Annotated in this window: 20 protein-coding genes and 1 pseudogene; 14 read left to right on the top strand and 7 right to left on the bottom strand. The window is 66.9% G+C overall.

Annotated elements, in window-relative coordinates:
- Positions 1-277: 277 nt before the first annotated feature.
- From thrC to K5Q19_RS15840, 7 genes are all read left to right on the top strand, one after another.
- Positions 278-1684 carry a threonine synthase gene (gene thrC / locus K5Q19_RS15870; RefSeq protein ID WP_292947194.1) on the top strand — a complete coding sequence of 469 codons (1407 nt, stop codon included), beginning with the start codon at positions 278-280 and terminating at the stop codon, positions 1682-1684.
- Between the two features lies 1 nt (position 1685).
- On the top strand, positions 1686-2579 hold the full coding sequence (locus tag K5Q19_RS15865; RefSeq protein WP_292947191.1) for a class I SAM-dependent methyltransferase: 894 nt from the start codon (positions 1686-1688) through the stop codon (positions 2577-2579).
- A gap of 72 nt (positions 2580-2651) precedes the next feature.
- Entirely contained in the window at positions 2652-3026 is a 375-nt protein-coding gene (locus K5Q19_RS15860; protein ID WP_292947188.1) for a dihydroneopterin aldolase, read from the top strand.
- Positions 3026-3787 carry an SDR family oxidoreductase gene (locus K5Q19_RS15855; protein ID WP_292947185.1) on the top strand — a complete coding sequence of 254 codons (762 nt, stop codon included), beginning with the start codon at positions 3026-3028 and terminating at the stop codon, positions 3785-3787. Before K5Q19_RS15860 ends, K5Q19_RS15855 begins: the two co-directional genes overlap by 1 nt.
- The gene (moaA, locus tag K5Q19_RS15850) at positions 3784-4794 is read left to right on the top strand and encodes a GTP 3',8-cyclase MoaA (RefSeq protein WP_292947182.1); all 1011 of its coding nucleotides are present in this window, start codon (positions 3784-3786) and stop codon (positions 4792-4794) included. Before K5Q19_RS15855 ends, moaA begins: the two co-directional genes overlap by 4 nt.
- A 1-nt stretch (position 4795) precedes the next feature.
- Positions 4796-5035 carry a MoaD/ThiS family protein gene (locus K5Q19_RS15845; protein ID WP_292947179.1) on the top strand — a complete coding sequence of 80 codons (240 nt, stop codon included), beginning with the start codon at positions 4796-4798 and terminating at the stop codon, positions 5033-5035.
- 119 nt (positions 5036-5154) lie between these two features.
- Positions 5155-5604, top strand: coding sequence for a molybdenum cofactor biosynthesis protein MoaE (locus K5Q19_RS15840; RefSeq protein WP_292947176.1), 450 nt, complete (start codon positions 5155-5157; stop codon positions 5602-5604).
- 3 nt (positions 5605-5607) lie between these two features.
- Here K5Q19_RS15840 and K5Q19_RS15835 read toward each other — a convergent pair whose 3' ends face one another.
- Positions 5608-6147 carry a hypothetical protein gene (locus tag K5Q19_RS15835; RefSeq protein WP_292947174.1) on the bottom strand — a complete coding sequence of 180 codons (540 nt, stop codon included), beginning with the start codon at positions 6145-6147 and terminating at the stop codon, positions 5608-5610.
- A gap of 222 nt (positions 6148-6369) precedes the next feature.
- Between K5Q19_RS15835 and rplU the strand changes: the two genes are divergently transcribed.
- The 4 genes and pseudogenes from rplU to K5Q19_RS15815 form a co-directional block, all read left to right on the top strand.
- Complete coding sequence (rplU, locus tag K5Q19_RS15830; RefSeq protein ID WP_292947172.1) at positions 6370-6666, top strand: 50S ribosomal protein L21; 297 nt, start codon at positions 6370-6372, stop codon at positions 6664-6666.
- 35 nt (positions 6667-6701) lie between these two features.
- A complete protein-coding gene (gene rpmA / locus K5Q19_RS15825) occupies positions 6702-6971 on the top strand; it encodes a 50S ribosomal protein L27 (protein ID WP_292947169.1) in 270 nt (89 codons plus the stop codon).
- Positions 6972-7195: 224 nt separating this feature from the next.
- Positions 7196-7765 (top strand): GNAT family N-acetyltransferase, encoded by a 570-nt coding sequence (locus K5Q19_RS15820; RefSeq protein WP_292947166.1) that lies wholly within the window; start codon positions 7196-7198, stop codon positions 7763-7765.
- Positions 7766-7879: 114 nt separating this feature from the next.
- Positions 7880-8392 (top strand): annotated as a pseudogene (locus K5Q19_RS15815) (TetR family transcriptional regulator); the annotation flags it as partial.
- Between the two features lie 51 nt (positions 8393-8443).
- Here K5Q19_RS15815 and K5Q19_RS15810 read toward each other — a convergent pair.
- Positions 8444-9172, bottom strand: coding sequence for a folate-binding protein (locus K5Q19_RS15810; protein ID WP_292947163.1), 729 nt, complete (start codon positions 9170-9172; stop codon positions 8444-8446).
- Between the two features lie 39 nt (positions 9173-9211).
- Here K5Q19_RS15810 and pyrC point away from each other — a divergent pair, with 39 nt between their 5' ends.
- Entirely contained in the window at positions 9212-10255 is a 1044-nt protein-coding gene (gene pyrC, locus K5Q19_RS15805) for a dihydroorotase (protein ID WP_292947160.1), read from the top strand.
- Here pyrC and rarD read toward each other — a convergent pair.
- The gene (rarD, locus tag K5Q19_RS15800) at positions 10252-11172 is read right to left on the bottom strand and encodes an EamA family transporter RarD (RefSeq protein ID WP_292947157.1); all 921 of its coding nucleotides are present in this window, start codon (positions 11170-11172) and stop codon (positions 10252-10254) included. The genes pyrC and rarD overlap by 4 nt on opposite strands.
- Positions 11173-11281: 109 nt before the next feature.
- Between rarD and K5Q19_RS15795 the strand changes: the two genes are divergently transcribed.
- Positions 11282-11521 (top strand): hypothetical protein, encoded by a 240-nt coding sequence (locus K5Q19_RS15795; RefSeq protein WP_292947155.1) that lies wholly within the window; start codon positions 11282-11284, stop codon positions 11519-11521.
- A gap of 42 nt (positions 11522-11563) precedes the next feature.
- Here the strand turns inward: K5Q19_RS15795 and K5Q19_RS15790 are convergent, their stop codons facing one another.
- From K5Q19_RS15790 to K5Q19_RS15775, 4 genes are all read right to left on the bottom strand, one after another.
- Entirely contained in the window at positions 11564-11893 is a 330-nt protein-coding gene (locus K5Q19_RS15790; protein WP_292947152.1) for a hypothetical protein, read from the bottom strand.
- Between the two features lie 88 nt (positions 11894-11981).
- Positions 11982-12308 (bottom strand): GIY-YIG nuclease family protein, encoded by a 327-nt coding sequence (locus K5Q19_RS15785; RefSeq protein ID WP_292947149.1) that lies wholly within the window; start codon positions 12306-12308, stop codon positions 11982-11984.
- A gap of 145 nt (positions 12309-12453) precedes the next feature.
- Positions 12454-13869: a succinylglutamate-semialdehyde dehydrogenase gene (locus K5Q19_RS15780; RefSeq protein WP_292947146.1), complete on the bottom strand. Its 1416-nt coding sequence runs from the start codon at positions 13867-13869 to the stop codon at positions 12454-12456.
- 97 nt (positions 13870-13966) lie between these two features.
- Positions 13967-15376 carry a protein adenylyltransferase SelO family protein gene (locus K5Q19_RS15775; RefSeq protein WP_292947144.1) on the bottom strand — a complete coding sequence of 470 codons (1410 nt, stop codon included), beginning with the start codon at positions 15374-15376 and terminating at the stop codon, positions 13967-13969.
- Between the two features lie 79 nt (positions 15377-15455).
- On the opposite strand from K5Q19_RS15775, the gene K5Q19_RS15770 reads away from it, so the two are divergent.
- Complete coding sequence (locus K5Q19_RS15770) at positions 15456-16343, top strand: alpha/beta hydrolase (protein WP_292947141.1); 888 nt, start codon at positions 15456-15458, stop codon at positions 16341-16343.
- Position 16344: the final 1 nt, after the last annotated feature.

Raw genomic sequence — 16344 nt, 5'->3', positions numbered from 1 at the left:
AGCGAAGTCGAGACACCATACGACGCGTGCGGTGTCTCGACTTCGCTCGACACGAACGGGAGGGGTCTCAGAACCTCACCGCCCCCCAAACCTTCGTCATCCCCGCGCAGGCGGGGATCCAGGGCTAAGGAGTGCTGTGGCCGCTCTGGATCCCCGCCTTCGCGGGGATGACGAAGGGTAGCGGGTGAGGGCGCACCGCAATGCCAAATCCGCATCCGCCCGGCACTTCGCCCCAAATCCTTGCACCATGCGCCCTCGCCCGCTAACCGGCAGGCCCATGAAGTACGTCAGCACAAGGGGCCAGGCGCCCTCGCTCGATTTCGAGGGCGTGACCCTCGCCGGCCTCGCATCGGACGGCGGGCTCTATGTGCCCGAGCGCTGGCCGACCTTTACCCAAGACGAGATCGCCGCGATGGCGGGTCTGCCCTATGCCGAGCTCGCCGCAAAGGTCATGCAGCCCTTCGTGGGCGACTGCATCGCGCCCGAGCGTCTGCTGGAGCTGACCCGCGAGGCCTATGGCCGGTTCTCCCACGCCGCCGTCACCCCACTGGTGCAGCTTGATGAGCGCCAGTGGCTGCTCGAGCTGTTCCACGGCCCAACGTTGGCGTTCAAGGATGTAGCGCTGCAGCTGCTCGGCCTGCTGTTCGAGGAGTTCCTGAGCCGGCGCGACGATCACCTGACCATCGTCGGCGCGACTTCGGGCGACACCGGTTCGGCGGCAATCGATGCCGTTGCGGGGCGCGCCAAGGTTGATATCTTCATGCTCCACCCGCATGGCCGCGTCTCCGATGTGCAGCGGCGGCAGATGACCACGGTGCTCGCGCCCAACGTGCACAATATCGCCATCGACGGCAGCTTCGATGATGCGCAGGCGATGGTGAAGCGCATGTTCAACGACAATGCGATGACCAGCCGCTTCGGCATCGCTGCGGTCAATTCGATCAACTGGGCGCGGCTCATGGCGCAGGTGGTCTATTACTTCGCCGCCGCGCTGCAGCTCGGCGCGCCGCAGCGCAAGGCCGCCTTCAGCGTGCCCACCGGCAACTTCGGCGATGTCTTCGCAGGCTATGTCGCGGCGCAGATGGGCCTTCCCATCGAGCGGCTGATCGTCGCGACCAACATCAACGACATTCTCCACCGCGCGCTATCCAGCGGCGACTATTCGGCGGGCACCGTCACGCCGACTGCGGCGCCTTCGATGGACATTCAGGTCTCCTCCAACTTCGAGCGCCTGCTCTATGATGCCGGCGGGCGCGACGGCGCCGCGATGCTCGCGCAGATGAAGCTGTTCGAGAGCACCAAGGCGATGCAGCTCACCAATGCGCAGCGCGAGGCGGCGGCCAGGCTCTTCACCAGCGCGCGGGCGGACGCGGCGGATATGGCAGGCGCCATGCGATGGGCGCACGAGGCCTGCGACGAAGCGCTCGATCCGCATACCGCGATCGGCCTCCACGCCGCGCGTGTGGCGCAAGGTCTCGCGGCCGACGTGCCGGTGGTGACGCTGGCCACCGCGCATCCGGCCAAGTTCCGCGACGCGGTGGAGCGCGCAACCGGCGTGCGGCCTTCGCTGCCGGGGCGCGTGGGCGATCTGTTCCAGCGCGAGGAAGCCTATACCCGCCTGCCGGGCGATTACGACACGGTCGCGGCGTGGATCGCCGAGCGCGCTACGCCCCGAGCGGGCTAAGGTGGCAGAGCTCGACCTTCAGGCAAAGCTCATGGTCGGGCCGGGCTGGGACCAGTTCGGCCTGATCGACAGCGGCGACGGGCGCAAGCTCGAACGCTACGGCCCATATCGCTTCATCCGCCCGGAACCGCAGGCGATGTGGGCGCCGCGTGTCGCGGTGTGGGACGCGCATGGCGAATTCGTGCCTGGATCGGACGAGGACGGCGGGGGGCGCTGGGCTTATGCGAAGCCCGTCCCGCGCGAAGGCTGGCCGCTCGATTGGCGCGGGATCGGGTTTACCGCGCAGTGCACGCCGTTTCGCCATCTCGGCTTCTTCCCGGACATGGCACCGGTGTGGGACTGGATGGGCGAACAGCTGGACGGCCGTCTGGACGCCTCCACCCTCAACATGTTCGGCTATACCGGCGTCGGCACAATGGCGCTCTCGCGCTTCGGCCCGGTGACGCATGTCGATGCCTCGAAGAAGGCGGTTGCGCAGGCGCGCGCCAATGCCGCGGTGGCGGGGCTGGAGGACCGGCCCGTGCGCTGGATCGTCGACGACGCCGCCAAGTTCGCCGCGCGCGAAGTGCGGCGGGGCAAGCGTTATGACGGGATCATCCTCGATCCGCCCAAGTTCGGGCGCGGGCCGGATGGCGAAGTCTGGCGGCTGGAAGAGAACCTGCCCACGCTGATCGCCGATTGCGCGCGGCTGCTGGACGGCGATAGCCGGTTCCTGTTCCTCACGGTCTATGCCGTGCGCATGTCCTCCCTCGCCATCGGCGGGCTGCTGGCGGAGGCGCTGGCAGCGCTGCCGGGCACGGTCGAGCATGGCGAACTGGCCCTGGCCGAGGAAGGGGAAAGCGGGCGCATCCTGCCCACCGCGATCTTCGCGCGCTGGTCCAATCCCGGATCATAAGCAAATCTGGGGCCACCAAATTCATGGCCCTGCACTGGACATTCCGGCCCCCGAGTGCCAGAGGCGCGGCCCGTGAACGACAGCCTTATCCTTGAAGTCGCCAACATCGAAAGCGATGTGCTCACCGGGATCTATTCCGAGGAGACTGGCCGGCCGCAGCCGCTGCGCATCTCGATCTCGGCCGCGCTGACCCCGCAGGACCGGTACACCCCCGATTGCCCGCTGACGGCGAGCAAGAACTACATGGACCTCAAGCACGCCGCGACCGAGGGGCTGCCCAAGGGGGTCCATTTCCAGCTGATCGAATCGGTGGCAGACCACATCTGCGAGACGCTGTTCCTGCAGGACAAGCGCGTCACGCGGGTCACGGTGAAGATCGTCAAGCTGGCGATCAGCGAGCGGGGTGAGGAAATCGGCATGACGCTTACCCGCCACCGGCGCGATTGATGACGGACCCCCGGCCGCTTGCCCTGATCACCGGCGGCTGGCGGCGCATCGGCGCAGCGATTGCGCACACGCTGGCGGGGGCAGGCTATGACCTCGCGCTCCACGCCCACAGCGCAACGAAATTTGCGGCGGACTTTACCGCCGAGCTGCAAGGGCTCGGCGCTGCCGTCCATCCGCTGGCAGCCGATCTCGCCGACCCGGATGCCGTGAACCGCCTGCCGGGCGAGGCCATGGCGCTGGCAGGCCGCGCGCCCACGCTGCTGGTCAATTGCGCCGCGCTGTTCCGCGATGATTCGGCGGCCACGGTGACCGCCGCCGTGCTGGACGAGCATCTCGCGGTGAACCTCACTGCGCCGGTGCTGCTCACCCGCGCGCTGGCGGAACTCGCGGCTGGCGATGCGGCGGTGGTCCATATCCTAGACCAGCGCGTGCTCAATCCGGTGCCCGATCAACTCAGCTACACGCTGTCGAAGCAGGCGCTCCACGCCGCGGTGCGCACGCTCGCGCGCAGCCTCGCGCCGCGTGTGCGCGTCAATGCGGTGGCGCCGGGGCTCACCCTGCCGACGCCCGACTATACCGAGGAGCAATGGCAGCGCCTCACCGCACTGATGCCGCTGGAGCGGCTGGCCAGCCCGGACGAGATCGCCGAGGCGGTGCTTTTTCTCGCACAGGCGCGTGCCGTCACCGGACAGACTATTTTTGTTGATGGGGGCGCGCACCTTGAATCTTTTGCGCGAGACTTCGTATACCTAGAGACATGAACAGCGCCCCCGCACCCCTGGTTGACCGCTTCGCGCGCCGCATCACCTATCTGCGGCTCTCGCTCACCGACCGCTGCGATCTGCGCTGTTCCTACTGCATGCCCGAGCGCATGACGTTCCTGCCGCGCGCCGAAGTGCTGACGCTGGAAGAGCTGCACGAAGTCGCGCTCGCCTTCATCGCGCGCGGCGTGCGCAAGATCCGGCTGACGGGCGGCGAACCGCTGGTGCGGCGCGACATGATGCAGCTGGTCCGCGCGCTGGGCCGCAAGATCGATGATGGCAGCCTCGACGAGCTTACCCTTACCACGAACGGTACGCGCCTCGCCGAATTTGCCGATGATCTGGCCGCGGCGGGCGTGAAGCGGATCAACGTCTCGCTCGACACGCGCGACCGCGCCAAGTTCGCCGAACTGACCCGGCGCGACAGCCTGCCGCAAGTGCTCGAAGGGATCGCCGCAGCCAAGGCGGCGGGCATCCGGATCAAGCTCAATGCCGTGGCGCTCAAGGGCATCAACGAGCACGAACTGCCCGATCTGATCGCCTGGGCGCACAGCGAAGGCCACTCGGTCACGCTGATCGAAGTCATGCCGCTGGGCGAGGTCGAGGGCGATCGCTTCGATCATTACCTGCCGCTTGATGCCGTACGCCGCGATCTCGAGCAGCGCTGGACCCTGACCGCCAGCGACGCCCGCACGGGCGGCCCTGCGCGTTATGTCGATATTGCCGAGACCGGCGGGCGACTGGGCTTCATCACCCCGCTGACGGGCAATTTCTGCGAAGGCTGCAACCGCGTGCGTGTCACCGCCACCGGCCAGCTGTTCATGTGCCTCGGCGGCGAGGGCAAGGTCGACCTGCGCGCCGCGCTGCGCTCGGAGAACCCCGAAGCCGCGATGGCCGAAGCCTTTGCCCGCGCGATGGGCGAGAAGCCCGAACGCCATGGCTTCGTGATCGACAAGCCCGGCGCTGCGCCTGCCTTGGCGCGCCACATGTCGATGACGGGCGGCTGACATGCCTGCAAGACTGGTGTTCCTGGGTCGGCTGGAAGACATTGCCGGCATGGGTGAGCTTGCGGTGAACCCCGGACCGCTCGATCAGGTGCTCGCCGCGCTCGATCCCGCGCTCGCCGTCGAACTGCTGGGAGAGCGGGTGCGCATGGCGCTCAACGGCGCGCTGCTGGGCGGCAACGAGGCGGTCGTGCTGGCGGAGGGCGACGAACTCGCCTTCCTGCCGCCAGTGAGCGGTGGCTGAATTTCGTGCCCGAACTCCCCACTCCGTTCGTGTCGAGCGAAGCCGAGACACCAGACGCCGCGCTTGGTGTCTCGACTTTGCTCGACACGAACGGTGGCCGATAATTGGGGTACACTGCAATGGCCGACGTTCGCCTTCTCGGTGAAGCCTTCTCCCCCACCGACGAACTCGCGGCCTTCAACGCCGCGCATCCGCAAGCAGGCGGCGTGGTCAGCTTTTTGGGGCAGGTCCGCTGTGAGGGCGGCCCCAATGCCGTCGAAGCGCTGGAACTCAAACACTACGCCGCGATGACCTTGCCGGGCATGGAAGCGCTCGCCGCCGCGACGCAGGCGCGCTGGGCGCTCGATGGCCTGCTCATGATCCACCGCTATGGTGTGATGCACCCCGGCGATCCCATCGTTCTGGTCGCCGCCGCGGCGCGGCACCGCCGCGATGCCTTTGCCGCCGCCGATTTCGCGATGGACCACCTGAAAAGCCAGAGCTGGTTCTGGAAGCGCGAGAAGACCGCAAAAGGCTGGCGCTGGATTGAACCGCGCCCCGACGACCACCGCGATCTGGCGCGCTGGTAGACGTCAGCTGCCCAGCGCGCTGCTCAGCGCGGCGATGGAGCGGTCTTCTTCGGCCAGCAGATCGGCAACGGCACGGTGCGCCGGGGCGACCAGCTTGAGGTCATCGTCCGGACCGGTCGCGGCCTTTTCGGTGGCAGCGATCAGCAGGCGATCAAGGTCGGACAGCGCAACCATGCCCTCGCCGCGCGCGGAGGTGAGCCCGGCGAGCGCGATGGCCGCGCGGCTCCAGGCCTCGGTTCCGGGGGCGCTGCCCTTTGCGGCATCGATCACGCGGGCGGCTTCGCCTTGCCGTTCGCGGAAGCGGCCATGCGCGGCGCGCGCGGTATCGCTCAGCGCAGCGACGCGGGCGTTGAGATCGGCACCGGCAGGAAGCTGGGTGGTCAGCGGCAGGCTCGCCGCGGGCGCAACCGGCTGGGCCGTACCATAGGCGCGCTCGGCCGGGCGAATCGCCAGCGAGGGAAAGCGCGAGCGGTCCGCATTGCAGGCCGAAAGCGCGAGCAAGGCAGCCAGCGGCGCGCCGATACGGATGGACAGAGCAACCATGCCCGCGCCATAGAAGCTTTTGCCAGACCGGGGAAGCGGCGCCGCAACACGCGCAAGCCTGCATTTCGCCTGCCTGCGGCGTTGACATGGGGCCCCCGTTCGATTAACCGCGCCACTCTTTCCGGGCCTCCGCATCGAGCGGAGATTCGGCCATGCCGTTTGATGGCGCCCGATTCGCGGGTTCATCGGGCGGCCAGACACTTGAAACGGATAGCAGGAACCATGTTCGCAATCGTGCGCACGGGCGGCAAGCAGTACCGGGTTGCCGCCGGAGACAAGATCGCGGTCGAGAAGCTGGCGGGTGAAGCCGGTGAAACGATCACGCTGACCGACGTCCTCCTCGCGGGGAACGAAGGCGTGCTCGCGGATGCCAAGAGCGTGACCGTTTCGGCCGAGATCATCGCGCAGGCGAAGTCCGAGAAGGTGGTCGTGTTCAAGAAGCGCCGCCGCCACAACTATCGCCGCAAGAACGGCCACCGCCAGCAGATGACCCTGCTGCGCATCCTCAGCGTCGCCTGATCGCGCGCGCCGACAAGATTCCGGAGTAAGCTCACATGGCACATAAGAAAGCAGGCGGCTCTTCGCGTAACGGTCGCGATTCGGCTGGCCGCCGCCTCGGCGTCAAGAAGTTCGGCGATCAGCATGTGATCGGCGGCAACATCATCATTCGTCAGCGCGGCACCAAGGTGTACCCGGGCGCCAATGTCGGCATTGGCAAGGATCACACCCTTTTCGCGCTCGCCGAAGGCAAGGTGCGTTTTCACTCGGGCAAGCTTGGTCGCAAGTACGTCTCGGTGGATATGCTGGCCGAGGCCGCAGAGTAATCGGATGGTCATGACGGGCCATCCGCGACGGATGGCCCCCGCCGGCTCTCAGGAGCCGGCTTGACGAGGGAGAGGGGCCAGCCCGTCTCCCTTTTTCTTTGTCTCCCTCAGCCCCGGGGCGCCTCGCCGCTAAATGCATGCGTAGGCCTACGGATCGCAATATGCCTGTCATTTCCTTTGGTTAGCAGCCGGGGGAAATCGAGGGGCGGATGAGGAGAAAAGGCATGTTCATTCGCAGTGAAAGACTGTTCCTGCGCCCCGCCTGGCCCGAAGACTGGGCCGAGCTGCATGAGGCGGTCAACGATGAGGGCGTGGTGCGCAATCTCGCCCGCGCACCGTGGCCCTACCGTGCGGACGATGCGCGCTGGTTCGTGAATCGGCAGCAGGACCCGCGCCATCCCGATTTTCTGGTGACGCTGCCCGGCGCCGATGGAACGCGGATCATCGGCTGCGCGGGGATCGCGCCCGGGGAACACGGCGCGGTCGAGCTCGGCTACTGGATCACGCGCGAGCAGTGGGGCTGCGGCTATGCCACCGAAGCCGCGCGCGCGGTGCTCTCTGTCGCGCGCTCGCTCGGGCATAACCGGATCGAGGCGAGCCACTTCCTCGACAATCCGGCCTCGGGCCGCGTGCTGCGCAAGCTGGGCTTCGTGCCGACCGGCGAACACCGCCCCCGGCGCAGCGAAGGGCGCGGCTCGGTCGTGACGAGCGTGGTCTACCAGATCCACCTTGGCGAGGCGGGTAACGGCGATGGCGGGGGTGACGACCGCGAGCCGATGCGACGCGCGGCCTGATCTGTCGGCCGCGCGTTCGCGTCCCTCTTGCCCTGCAAGCGCCGGAGTTCTAGGCGTGCAGGTTCCGGCGCGCGGGGGGAAATGCGCGCCGCAAGGGGTACAACGGCTCGCAAAATGTCAGTTCGTAAGCGTCTCAGTCCCGAAGAAAGCCGTATTGCCGCCCTTGAAGCCGCGCGTGCCCTGCTGATCGAAGCGGGGCCGCAGGCGGTGACGCTGAAAGCCGTCGCCGGGCGGATCGGGCGCACCCATGCCAATCTGCTGCACCATTTCGGCTCGGCCTCGGGCCTGCAGAAGGAACTCGCACGGCACCTCGCCGAAACGATCTGCGTCGGCATTCGCGAGGCGGTGATCGCCAGCCGCTCTGGCATCGGATCCCCGCGCGATGTGGTCGACCTGACCTTCGACGCCTTCGACCGTGAGGGTGCGGGCGCGCTCGCCTCGTGGATGCTGCTCACCGGCAACGAGGACGCGCTCGATCCGATTGTCGATGTGATTCACGACCTGGTGATCGAGCTCAATGAGTTCGGTTCGGACACGATGCGCGGCACCACGCTCACGCTTGTGCTGATGGCGCTCGGCGATGCCCAGATGGGCGGGCCGCTGAGCCAGGCGCTGGAACTGCCGCGCGCGATTATGCCGCGCACATGCTCGAAAAGGCGATCGCCGAAACCGACCAGTTCACGCAGGCGGGCTGAGGTCCATCCACGTCGGCGCGAGCCCGGCCGGGATATCCTCGACACGGCGGTGATCGACCGCCAGCCCCAGCTCCGGATAAGTGGCGCGCTGGCGGGCGGGATCGGACTGATCGAGCGGCACTACCACCAGCCGCCGGTTCACTTTCTGCCGCCAGTTCATCCGCGCGGTGTTTTCCTGCCCTACATAGCAGCCCTTGGTGAAGCTCACCCCGGCAAGGTCGGCCGCATTGGTTTCCAGCCAGAGCGTCTGCTCGCTGCCCAGTTCGGCAAGACCCTCGGTCACGCCAAGCGAAAGGCGGTGCGCGAGCCACGCGTCATCCGCCGATGCATCATCAGCGCTGCGCGGGGCGATCCAGCGGTGACCGAGCGCGGGCAGGCGCGGATCGGTCGGTTCCCCTTCGGCCTGCCAGTAAACGCCAAGCGTGGTGTCCTCTGCAATCGCGATGCGGCGGCGCAGGCGGTAGAGCGAGAGGCGCTTCGCCAGCGCGGGCGCGGCGGCGGCTTCGCAATCGAGCAGCAGGTCGTGTCCATCGCCCCACACGATAAAGTCGAACAGCGCCTTGCCTTGTGCGCTCAGCAGACCGGCCCAGACGGGGAGGGGGCCCTTCACGTCGTTGGTCACCAGACCCTGCAGGAAGGCGGCGACGTCCTCGCTGTCGTCCATGGGAGCGAGGCGGACAATGGTGCGATTGGTCAATCTGGGTGCGCTCATGCGTGACAGATAGGCATGCTCCGGCTTAAGGGGAAGAGCATGACTGAACCGCACGCGATCACGATCCGCCGCCCCGATGACTGGCACGTCCACTTGCGCGATGGCGCGCTGCTGGCAGGGGTTGCCCCGCACACCGCGCGCCAGTTCGCGCGGGCGATCGTGATGCCCAATCTTTCGCCGCCGATGACCGATGTGGCAGGCGTTTCGGCCTATCGTGAGCGGATCATGGCGGCACTTCCGGAAGGCACCGACTTCACCCCGCTGATGACACTCTACCTCACGGACCATACCGATCCCGATGAGGTAGAGCGCGGCCATTCCGCCGGCGTCTTCGTTGCGGCCAAGCTCTATCCGGCGCATGCGACAACGGGCTCGGCCCACGGCGTCACTGACGTGGCCAACATCATGCCCGTCCTCGCGCGGATGGAGAAGATCGGCATGCCGCTCCTCATCCACGGCGAGGTGACCGATCACCATGTCGATATCTTCGACCGCGAGGCGGTGTTCATCGAGCGCACGCTGATCCCGCTGGTCAAGGCGCTGCCGGGCCTGCGCGTGGTGTTCGAACATGTCACCACCAGCGAGGCGGTCCAGTTCGTCGAAAGCGCGGGCGCGAACCTCGCTGCCACGATCACCCCGCAGCACCTCCATATCAACCGCAACGCCATGCTCGTCGGCGGCATCCGCCCGCATGCCTATTGCTTGCCGGTCGCCAAGCGCGAGCATCACCGGCTGGCGCTGCGCAAGGCGGCGACGTCCGGCAGCCCGCAGTTCTTCCTCGGCACCGACAGCGCGCCGCATGATCGGCGGCTCAAGGAAGCGGCCTGCGGCTGCGCGGGCATCTTCAACGCGCCGTTTGCGCTCGAGAGCTACATCAAGGTGTTCGAGGAAGAGGGCGCGCTCGACAAGTTCGAGGGCTTTGCCAGCGAGAACGGCCCGCGTTTCTACCGCCTGCCGCTCAACGAAGGCACGGTGACGCTGGAGCGGGCGCCGGTGACGGTGCCGGACGAGATCGACGTTGGCGAGACCATGGTCGTCCCCTTCCACGCCGGGGAAACGCTAGGCTGGCGCTTTCGCCCCTAGCTTGCGACTTTCGTATGTGCGTTCAGCCTGGACTGACGGAACATGTCCCAGCTGAACAAGGCAAGCGCGGTCCAGATCAGCACGAAGCAGATCGTCCGCGCCTCATCGAGCGGCTCGCCATAGAGGAAGTGGCCGAGCAGGAAGCCGATGCTCGGCGTGATGAACTGGGCAAAGCCCATGGCCGAAAGCGTCAGCCGCCGCGCGGCATAGCCGAACAGCAGCAGCGGGAAAGCGGTAAACACGCCGCCGAGCAGCAGCAGCCCGGCCATCTCCCAGCTCGCCATGATGCTCGAACCGCCGCCAAGGCCGGTGCCGGTCCACGCATACCAGCCGACCACGGCGAGCGCGGGAGCGAGGCTCACGCCGGTCTCGATCGTCACCGCCTCGAGCGCGCCGGCGGGCACGACCTTGCGGACAAAGCCGTAGAGTGCATAGCTCACCCCCAGCGCCATCGCCACGAACAGCATGTCCAGCTCGCCGAACGCGAGGAGGCCGATGCCGGTGGCGGCGATCACCACCGCGGCCCACTGCACGCGGCTCAGCTTTTCATGCAGGAACACCGTGCCGATCAGCACGTTGATCAGCGGCATGATGTAGTACCCAAGGCTGGTCGCGAGGACATGGCCGGTAACGACGGCGATGAAGAAGATCAGCGAATTGGTCGCCGTCAGCGCCGCACTGGTGGCAAGCCGCAGCACGACCGTCCGATTCCGCAGCGAGGCGAGCAGCGATGGCCCTTGCCGCTGCATCGCGATGATCGCGAGGCAGATCGGCATGCTGCAGATGATGCGCCAAGCCAGCAGTTCAGGGGCGGGGACATCGCCCAGCAGCTTGAAGTAGATCGGCATCACGCCCCAGAAGGCATAGGTCGCAATGGCGGCGACGGCACCGTTCTGGCGGGAGGATGCAGCGGACATGGCGCGCCCCATGGCAGGATGGGCGCGCAGGACCAAGCATCAAAATGGCATGGCCCCCAGTAACACTGGTGACGCGGATTTAACCACGGTGGGTGCAAAGGACTCCCGGATGCTTGCTACCCGCGCCTTGTCCCTGATCCTGATCACCGCGCTCGCCGCCTGCTCGGCCGAGGCGCCGCGCACGCGCGGCGGCGAGGAAGGGCCCGCACACGATCCGGTGATGTCGGCCGCAATTGAAGGCCAGCTCATGGTCGATCCCGATCTCTCGCAGGCCAACAACCGCAATCTGGCGATTGTCCCGGCAGCACCCGCCGATCCCGCGCTGCCGCTGCCCGATCCGAAGAACTAGGGCGGCGGGAGCAAAAGGCCGCTATCGCCCAATTGGGGGCATTCAGGCAAAAGGACTAAGCACCTCGAGGATCGTGCCCAGCGCCACCGGTTTGCGGCCTTCCTGTATGTACCACTCGCGCCCGACGATAAACTCCGGTTCCTTAGTCGGATCAAAGAGGATGGTTATCTCAGTTTGGATTGTCTCGCCTGGTAGGACCAGCTTGCCCTCTTCCAATTCGATGGAGCCAATGCACATGTTGCGGTCATCTGGCTCGAAAAAGTTATGGTTGGGGCGGTAGCTGTATCCCCCTGACAGTGGTGATGTGCGACCACCCTCTTCGGTCGAAAGAAACCGGATGCTTGCTTTCAGGCGAATCTGATCGGTCGGCATTCAGGTAGTATGGAGTGCCGTTCCGACGTGGGCAACGACCGCTTCCCACCAAAACCCACCGTCGCCCCGTGCTTGACACGGGGCTTGGCTACCTCTGGGCCTCGCCGCTCGGCACTGCGCCTGCTGGATACCACTGGTCCAAGAGGTCGAGCCAATCGGGATTGTCGGCCTCGATCAGTTCAAATTTCCACTCGCGGCGCCATTTCTTGAGGAGCTTTTCCCGTGCGATGGCGGGTTCGATCTCTTCGTGCCGTTCGGCGTAGACAAGCATGGTCTTGTCGAAATCCCTGACATGTATCGACCCTTTACCCTCGCGATGCTGCCAGACACGCCGGATAAGATCGGAAGTGACGCCGACATAGGTCCCGCCGCGGTAGCGGTTTGCCATGATGTAGACCCAGCCGCCTTTCTCCATCTGGCGCTTGTGCCAAACGAGGGCTCGCAAGAAAAGCCAAGCCCCGTGTCAAGCACGGGGCGACGGATGGGGGGCGGAATGTCCGCTCCCCACCAATCCCAGTCGTCCGCCCATCGCCGCAAGCGCCCCCCGCAGCCCGCAGGCCTCAGGAATCCCGCAGCCCCACGCCGATCGTCGCGCGTGGCTGTTCCATTTCGGCGGACGACACCGGATAGGCGCACGAATCGGCCATGTAGTAGCCGCCCGGGCGGTTGTTGCCGGAAAGGCCCGTGCCGCCGAAGGGCGCGCCCGCGTTTTCGCCGATGGTCGGCCGGTTCCAGTTGACCACGCCTGCCCGCACATTGGCCCAGAAGCGGTTGTAATCCTGCGGTGATCCGCCGAGCAGCGAGGCGACGAGGCCGAAGCGGGTGTTGTTGGCCTCGGCAATGGCTTCGTCGAAATCGTCGACTGCGATGACCTGCAGCAGCGGTCCGAACAGCTCGACATCGGGCCGCTCCTCGATCCGGGTCACGTCGATGATCGCCGGGCTGACGAAGGGCAGGTCCTCGCGCAGGCGCGCCATGTGCTTGATCGCGCGACCGCCGTTGGAGAGGAGGTAGACGAAGCTTTCGGTGAGGCCGTCGGCGGCGGCGTTGTCGATCACCGGGCCCATGAAGGGCGTCGGCGTATCGAACGGCGCGCCGACGATGAGCCGCTCGGTGAGGCGGCGCACTTCGGTGATCACCGCGTCATACATCGTCGATTTCAGGATCAGTCGCCGCGCCGAGGAGCAGCGCTGCCCCGCGCTGGTGAAGGCCGATTGCACCACGATGGCGGCGGCATCGACGATCTTGGGCGTGTCCCACACCACGATCGGATTGTTGCCGCCCAGCTCGAGCGCGACGACCTTGCCCGGATTGGAGGCGAGCTTGCGATTGATCGAGACCCCGGCATGGGCCGAGCCGGTGAACAGCACACCGTCCACCCCGTCATGCATCGCGAGCGCCTGGCCCTGCTCGGGCCCGCCAAGCATCAGCTGCACAACCGCCGCCGAAATGCCGGCGCGATGGAAGCAGCGGACAAGGAGATCGCCGGTAGCAGGCGCCTTTTCCGATGGTTTGAACACGACGACATTGCCCGCGATCAGCGCCGGAATGATCTGCGCGGCGGGGAGCAGCGCGGGCATGTTCCAGGGGCTGATCACTGCGAGCACGCCATGCGGCTTGTGGCGCACGGCGGACGTCCCGTTCAGCGCGCTGTCGAGTTTCCGCTGCGCGGTGCGCTCGGCATAGGCGCGCACCGAAACCTCGACCTTGTCGACCACACTGTCGACTTCGCTGCGCGCTTCCCACAGCGGCTTGCCGGTCTCGCGGGCGATCAGATCGGCGAGCTTGTCCGATTCCTTGCGCACTTCATTGGCGAAGCGGCGCATGAGTTCGATGCGGGTGGAAAGCGGCTGCGCGGCCCAGAGCGGCCAGGCCCGGCGCGCGCGCGCGACAACGTCGTCCGCGTCGCCGATCCGGCCACGCCACAGTTCCGATCCCGTCGCGGGTTCGAACGAGACGATTTCGCCAGTGGACACGGGTGCGCTGGGCCTTCCTCTGCCTTGCCGCTCAGGCGGCGCGGGGCCACTGCGGTGTGCGGCCTATGGCATGGCAGTGGTAACCAAACAAGAAACCCTATATTGCAAAACCAGGCGTTTCGACATGCCCTGCCGGGCTCGGCGGCGCCCCATGCGCTTCGCCCATGCGGCGCAAGGCGGCAATCTTGGCCTCGAGCAGCGACCAGTCATCCTGTTCCGCAATCGGCGCCCAGATCGCTTCGACCTCGTCGATCAGCATCGATTGCGGCGCGGGATCGGCCCAGTAAGGATGGGCGTCCGCCACCGGTTCATAGGCGGCCAGCGCCTCGCCCAGCGCGCCCTTTGCCTCGCCTCGCCCGCCGCGGTGGCGGAAGAAGAACGCGTCCGGCCCTTCGCCGCTTTCGGCCATCGCTGCTTCGCACAGCCCGATCAGCGCGGTGTCCTCCTCGATCCCGCGCTGCGCCACGCCGAGCCGCCAGCACCAGCGGCGCGCCATCGCGGCGCGGTAGTGCTCCTCGAACGTATTGAGCGCGGCGATCAGCGGCGGGGCTTCCTCCAGCGTGCGCAGCGCGACCGCCAGCTGCCCGCAGTTCCAGTGGATCGCCTGCGCTTGCCGGCCAAAGGCATAGAGCCCGCTGCTGTCGAAGTAGGCGGCGGTGAACGCCGGGTCCCAGCGCGGCAGCCAGCGCCACGGGCCATAATCGAAGCTCTCGCCCGTCACGTTCATGTTATCGGTGTTGAGCACCCCGTGGACGAAACCGGCGACGATATAGCTCGCGGCCATGTCGGCCATGCGTTCGACCACCTGATGGAGCAGGCGCGTGGCGGGGCTGGCATCCTCTGGCCCCTCCGGCCCGGGGAAATTGCCGAGGCAATAGCCGACGAGCGCCGCCATGTTGTCTGCCTCGCCCAGCGTGGCCAGGCGCTGGAAGGTGCCGATGCGGATATGGCCGTGGCTCAGCCGCACCATGACCGCCGAGCGCGTCGGAGAAGGCTCATCCCCGCGCCACAGCGCCTCGCCGGTCTCGATCACCGAAAAGGTGCGGCTGGTGTTGACGCCGAGCGCGCCCAGCATCTCGGTCGCGAGAATCTCGCGCATCGCGCCTTTCAGGGTCAGGCGGCCGTCGCCCTGCCGGCTCCACGGCGTCTGGCCCGAGCCTTTGGTGCCAAGGTCCATCAGGCGCCCCCGGCCATCGAGCATCTGCGCATAGAGGAAGCCGCGCCCGTCACCCAGATCGGGGTTGTAGACCTGAAACTGGTGCCCGTGATAGCGCAGCGCCAGCGGCTGCGGCAGGTTGTCCAGCAGCGGCCCGAAACGACCCATGTGGCTCACCCACTCCGCGTCGGTCAGTCCGGCGAGGCCCACCTCCGCAGCGGCGCGGTCATTGCGGAATCGCAGTTTGGTCTCGGGGAAATCGGCCGGAGCGACAGGATCGCCGATCCAGCTCGCCAGATCGAGAATACGGGGGGCGGGGCGGTAGATCGCGTCTTGCGGGGCAGGCTGCATCGCGCGATAGTGGGGATGAAGCGGGCGGCGTGCAAGCGCGCCCCTTTTGTTTATGTGCGGGGCTCAGGCAGTAGAGACAATGGCAGAGGCGCTGAAAGGCGGCGAAAAGCGCTGGGAAGATCGCAGCTGGACGAGCAGCGACGGCCTGAAACTGCATTTCCGCGACTATCCCGGAAGCAGCGACAAGCCGCCGGTGCTGTGCCTGCCGGGGCTGACCCGCAATGCCCGCGATTTCGAGGCGCTGGCGCAGCGGCTGGCCGGGGAATGGCGGGTGGTCTGCCCGGATATGCGCGGGCGCGGCGACAGCGATTATGCGCGCGATCCGATGACTTACACGCCGGCGCACTATGTTGCTGATGTCGAGGCTCTGCTGGCGGCGGAGGGGATCACGCGCTTCGTGGCGATCGGCACGTCGCTGGGCGGGCTGATGACCATGATGCTCGCCGCCGTGAATCCGGAGCGCATTGCAGCTGCAGTCATCAACGATGTCGGGCCCGAAATCGAACCCGCCGGCCTTGCGCGCATCCGCGAATATGTCGGGCAGGGCCGCAGCTACGAAACCTGGGTCCATGCCGCGCGGGCGCTGCAGGAAACCAATCGCGATATCTATCCCGCGTGGGAACTGCCCGATTGGCTGCGCATGGCCAAGCGCTGCATGGTGATCGGCACCGGCGGGCGCATCGTGTTCGATTATGACATGAACATCGCCGAGCCGTTCGAGGCCGAGCAAGGGCCGGCGCCGGAGCCTGCGGTCATGTGGGGGATGTATGAGGCCGTAGCCCGCCGGCCGCTGCTGGTGCTGCGCGGCGCACATTCCGACATCCTTTCCGCCGAAGTCGCCGCCCGGATGAAAGTGCGCGGCGCTTCCACCGAACTCGTCACCGTGCCCGGCGTCGGCCACGCGCCCACGCTCGACGAGGACGAGGCCGTCGCCGCCATCGCGCGCCTGCTCGCCCGCGCCGCGTGAC

The organism is Novosphingobium sp., from assembly GCF_019748365.1.
In the GTDB taxonomy this organism is placed as follows: domain Bacteria; phylum Pseudomonadota; class Alphaproteobacteria; order Sphingomonadales; family Sphingomonadaceae; genus Novosphingobium.
Note: the sequence above shows the minus strand (reverse complement) of the source record. Positions and strands in the feature narration are given on the sequence as shown.

Coding starts and splice junctions, on each gene's coding strand:
- thrC (WP_292947194.1), top strand. CDS start 278: ATGAAGTACGTCAGCACAAGGGGCCAGGCGCCCTCGCTCGATTTCGAG.
- rpmA (WP_292947169.1), top strand. CDS start 6,702: ATGGCACATAAGAAAGCAGGCGGCTCTTCGCGTAACGGTCGCGATTCG.
- K5Q19_RS15790 (WP_292947152.1), bottom strand. CDS start 11,893: ATGCCGACCGATCAGATTCGCCTGAAAGCAAGCATCCGGTTTCTTTCG.
- K5Q19_RS15845 (WP_292947179.1), top strand. CDS start 4,796: ATGCCTGCAAGACTGGTGTTCCTGGGTCGGCTGGAAGACATTGCCGGC.
- rarD (WP_292947157.1), bottom strand. CDS start 11,172: ATGTCCGCTGCATCCTCCCGCCAGAACGGTGCCGTCGCCGCCATTGCG.
- K5Q19_RS15795 (WP_292947155.1), top strand. CDS start 11,282: ATGCTTGCTACCCGCGCCTTGTCCCTGATCCTGATCACCGCGCTCGCC.
- K5Q19_RS15770 (WP_292947141.1), top strand. CDS start 15,456: ATGGCAGAGGCGCTGAAAGGCGGCGAAAAGCGCTGGGAAGATCGCAGC.
- K5Q19_RS15775 (WP_292947144.1), bottom strand. CDS start 15,376: ATGCAGCCTGCCCCGCAAGACGCGATCTACCGCCCCGCCCCCCGTATT.
- K5Q19_RS15810 (WP_292947163.1), bottom strand. CDS start 9,172: ATGAGCGCACCCAGATTGACCAATCGCACCATTGTCCGCCTCGCTCCC.
- K5Q19_RS15820 (WP_292947166.1), top strand. CDS start 7,196: ATGTTCATTCGCAGTGAAAGACTGTTCCTGCGCCCCGCCTGGCCCGAA.
- K5Q19_RS15840 (WP_292947176.1), top strand. CDS start 5,155: ATGGCCGACGTTCGCCTTCTCGGTGAAGCCTTCTCCCCCACCGACGAA.
- moaA (WP_292947182.1), top strand. CDS start 3,784: ATGAACAGCGCCCCCGCACCCCTGGTTGACCGCTTCGCGCGCCGCATC.
- K5Q19_RS15835 (WP_292947174.1), bottom strand. CDS start 6,147: ATGGTTGCTCTGTCCATCCGTATCGGCGCGCCGCTGGCTGCCTTGCTC.
- pyrC (WP_292947160.1), top strand. CDS start 9,212: ATGACTGAACCGCACGCGATCACGATCCGCCGCCCCGATGACTGGCAC.
- K5Q19_RS15785 (WP_292947149.1), bottom strand. CDS start 12,308: ATGGAGAAAGGCGGCTGGGTCTACATCATGGCAAACCGCTACCGCGGC.
- K5Q19_RS15855 (WP_292947185.1), top strand. CDS start 3,026: ATGACGGACCCCCGGCCGCTTGCCCTGATCACCGGCGGCTGGCGGCGC.
- rplU (WP_292947172.1), top strand. CDS start 6,370: ATGTTCGCAATCGTGCGCACGGGCGGCAAGCAGTACCGGGTTGCCGCC.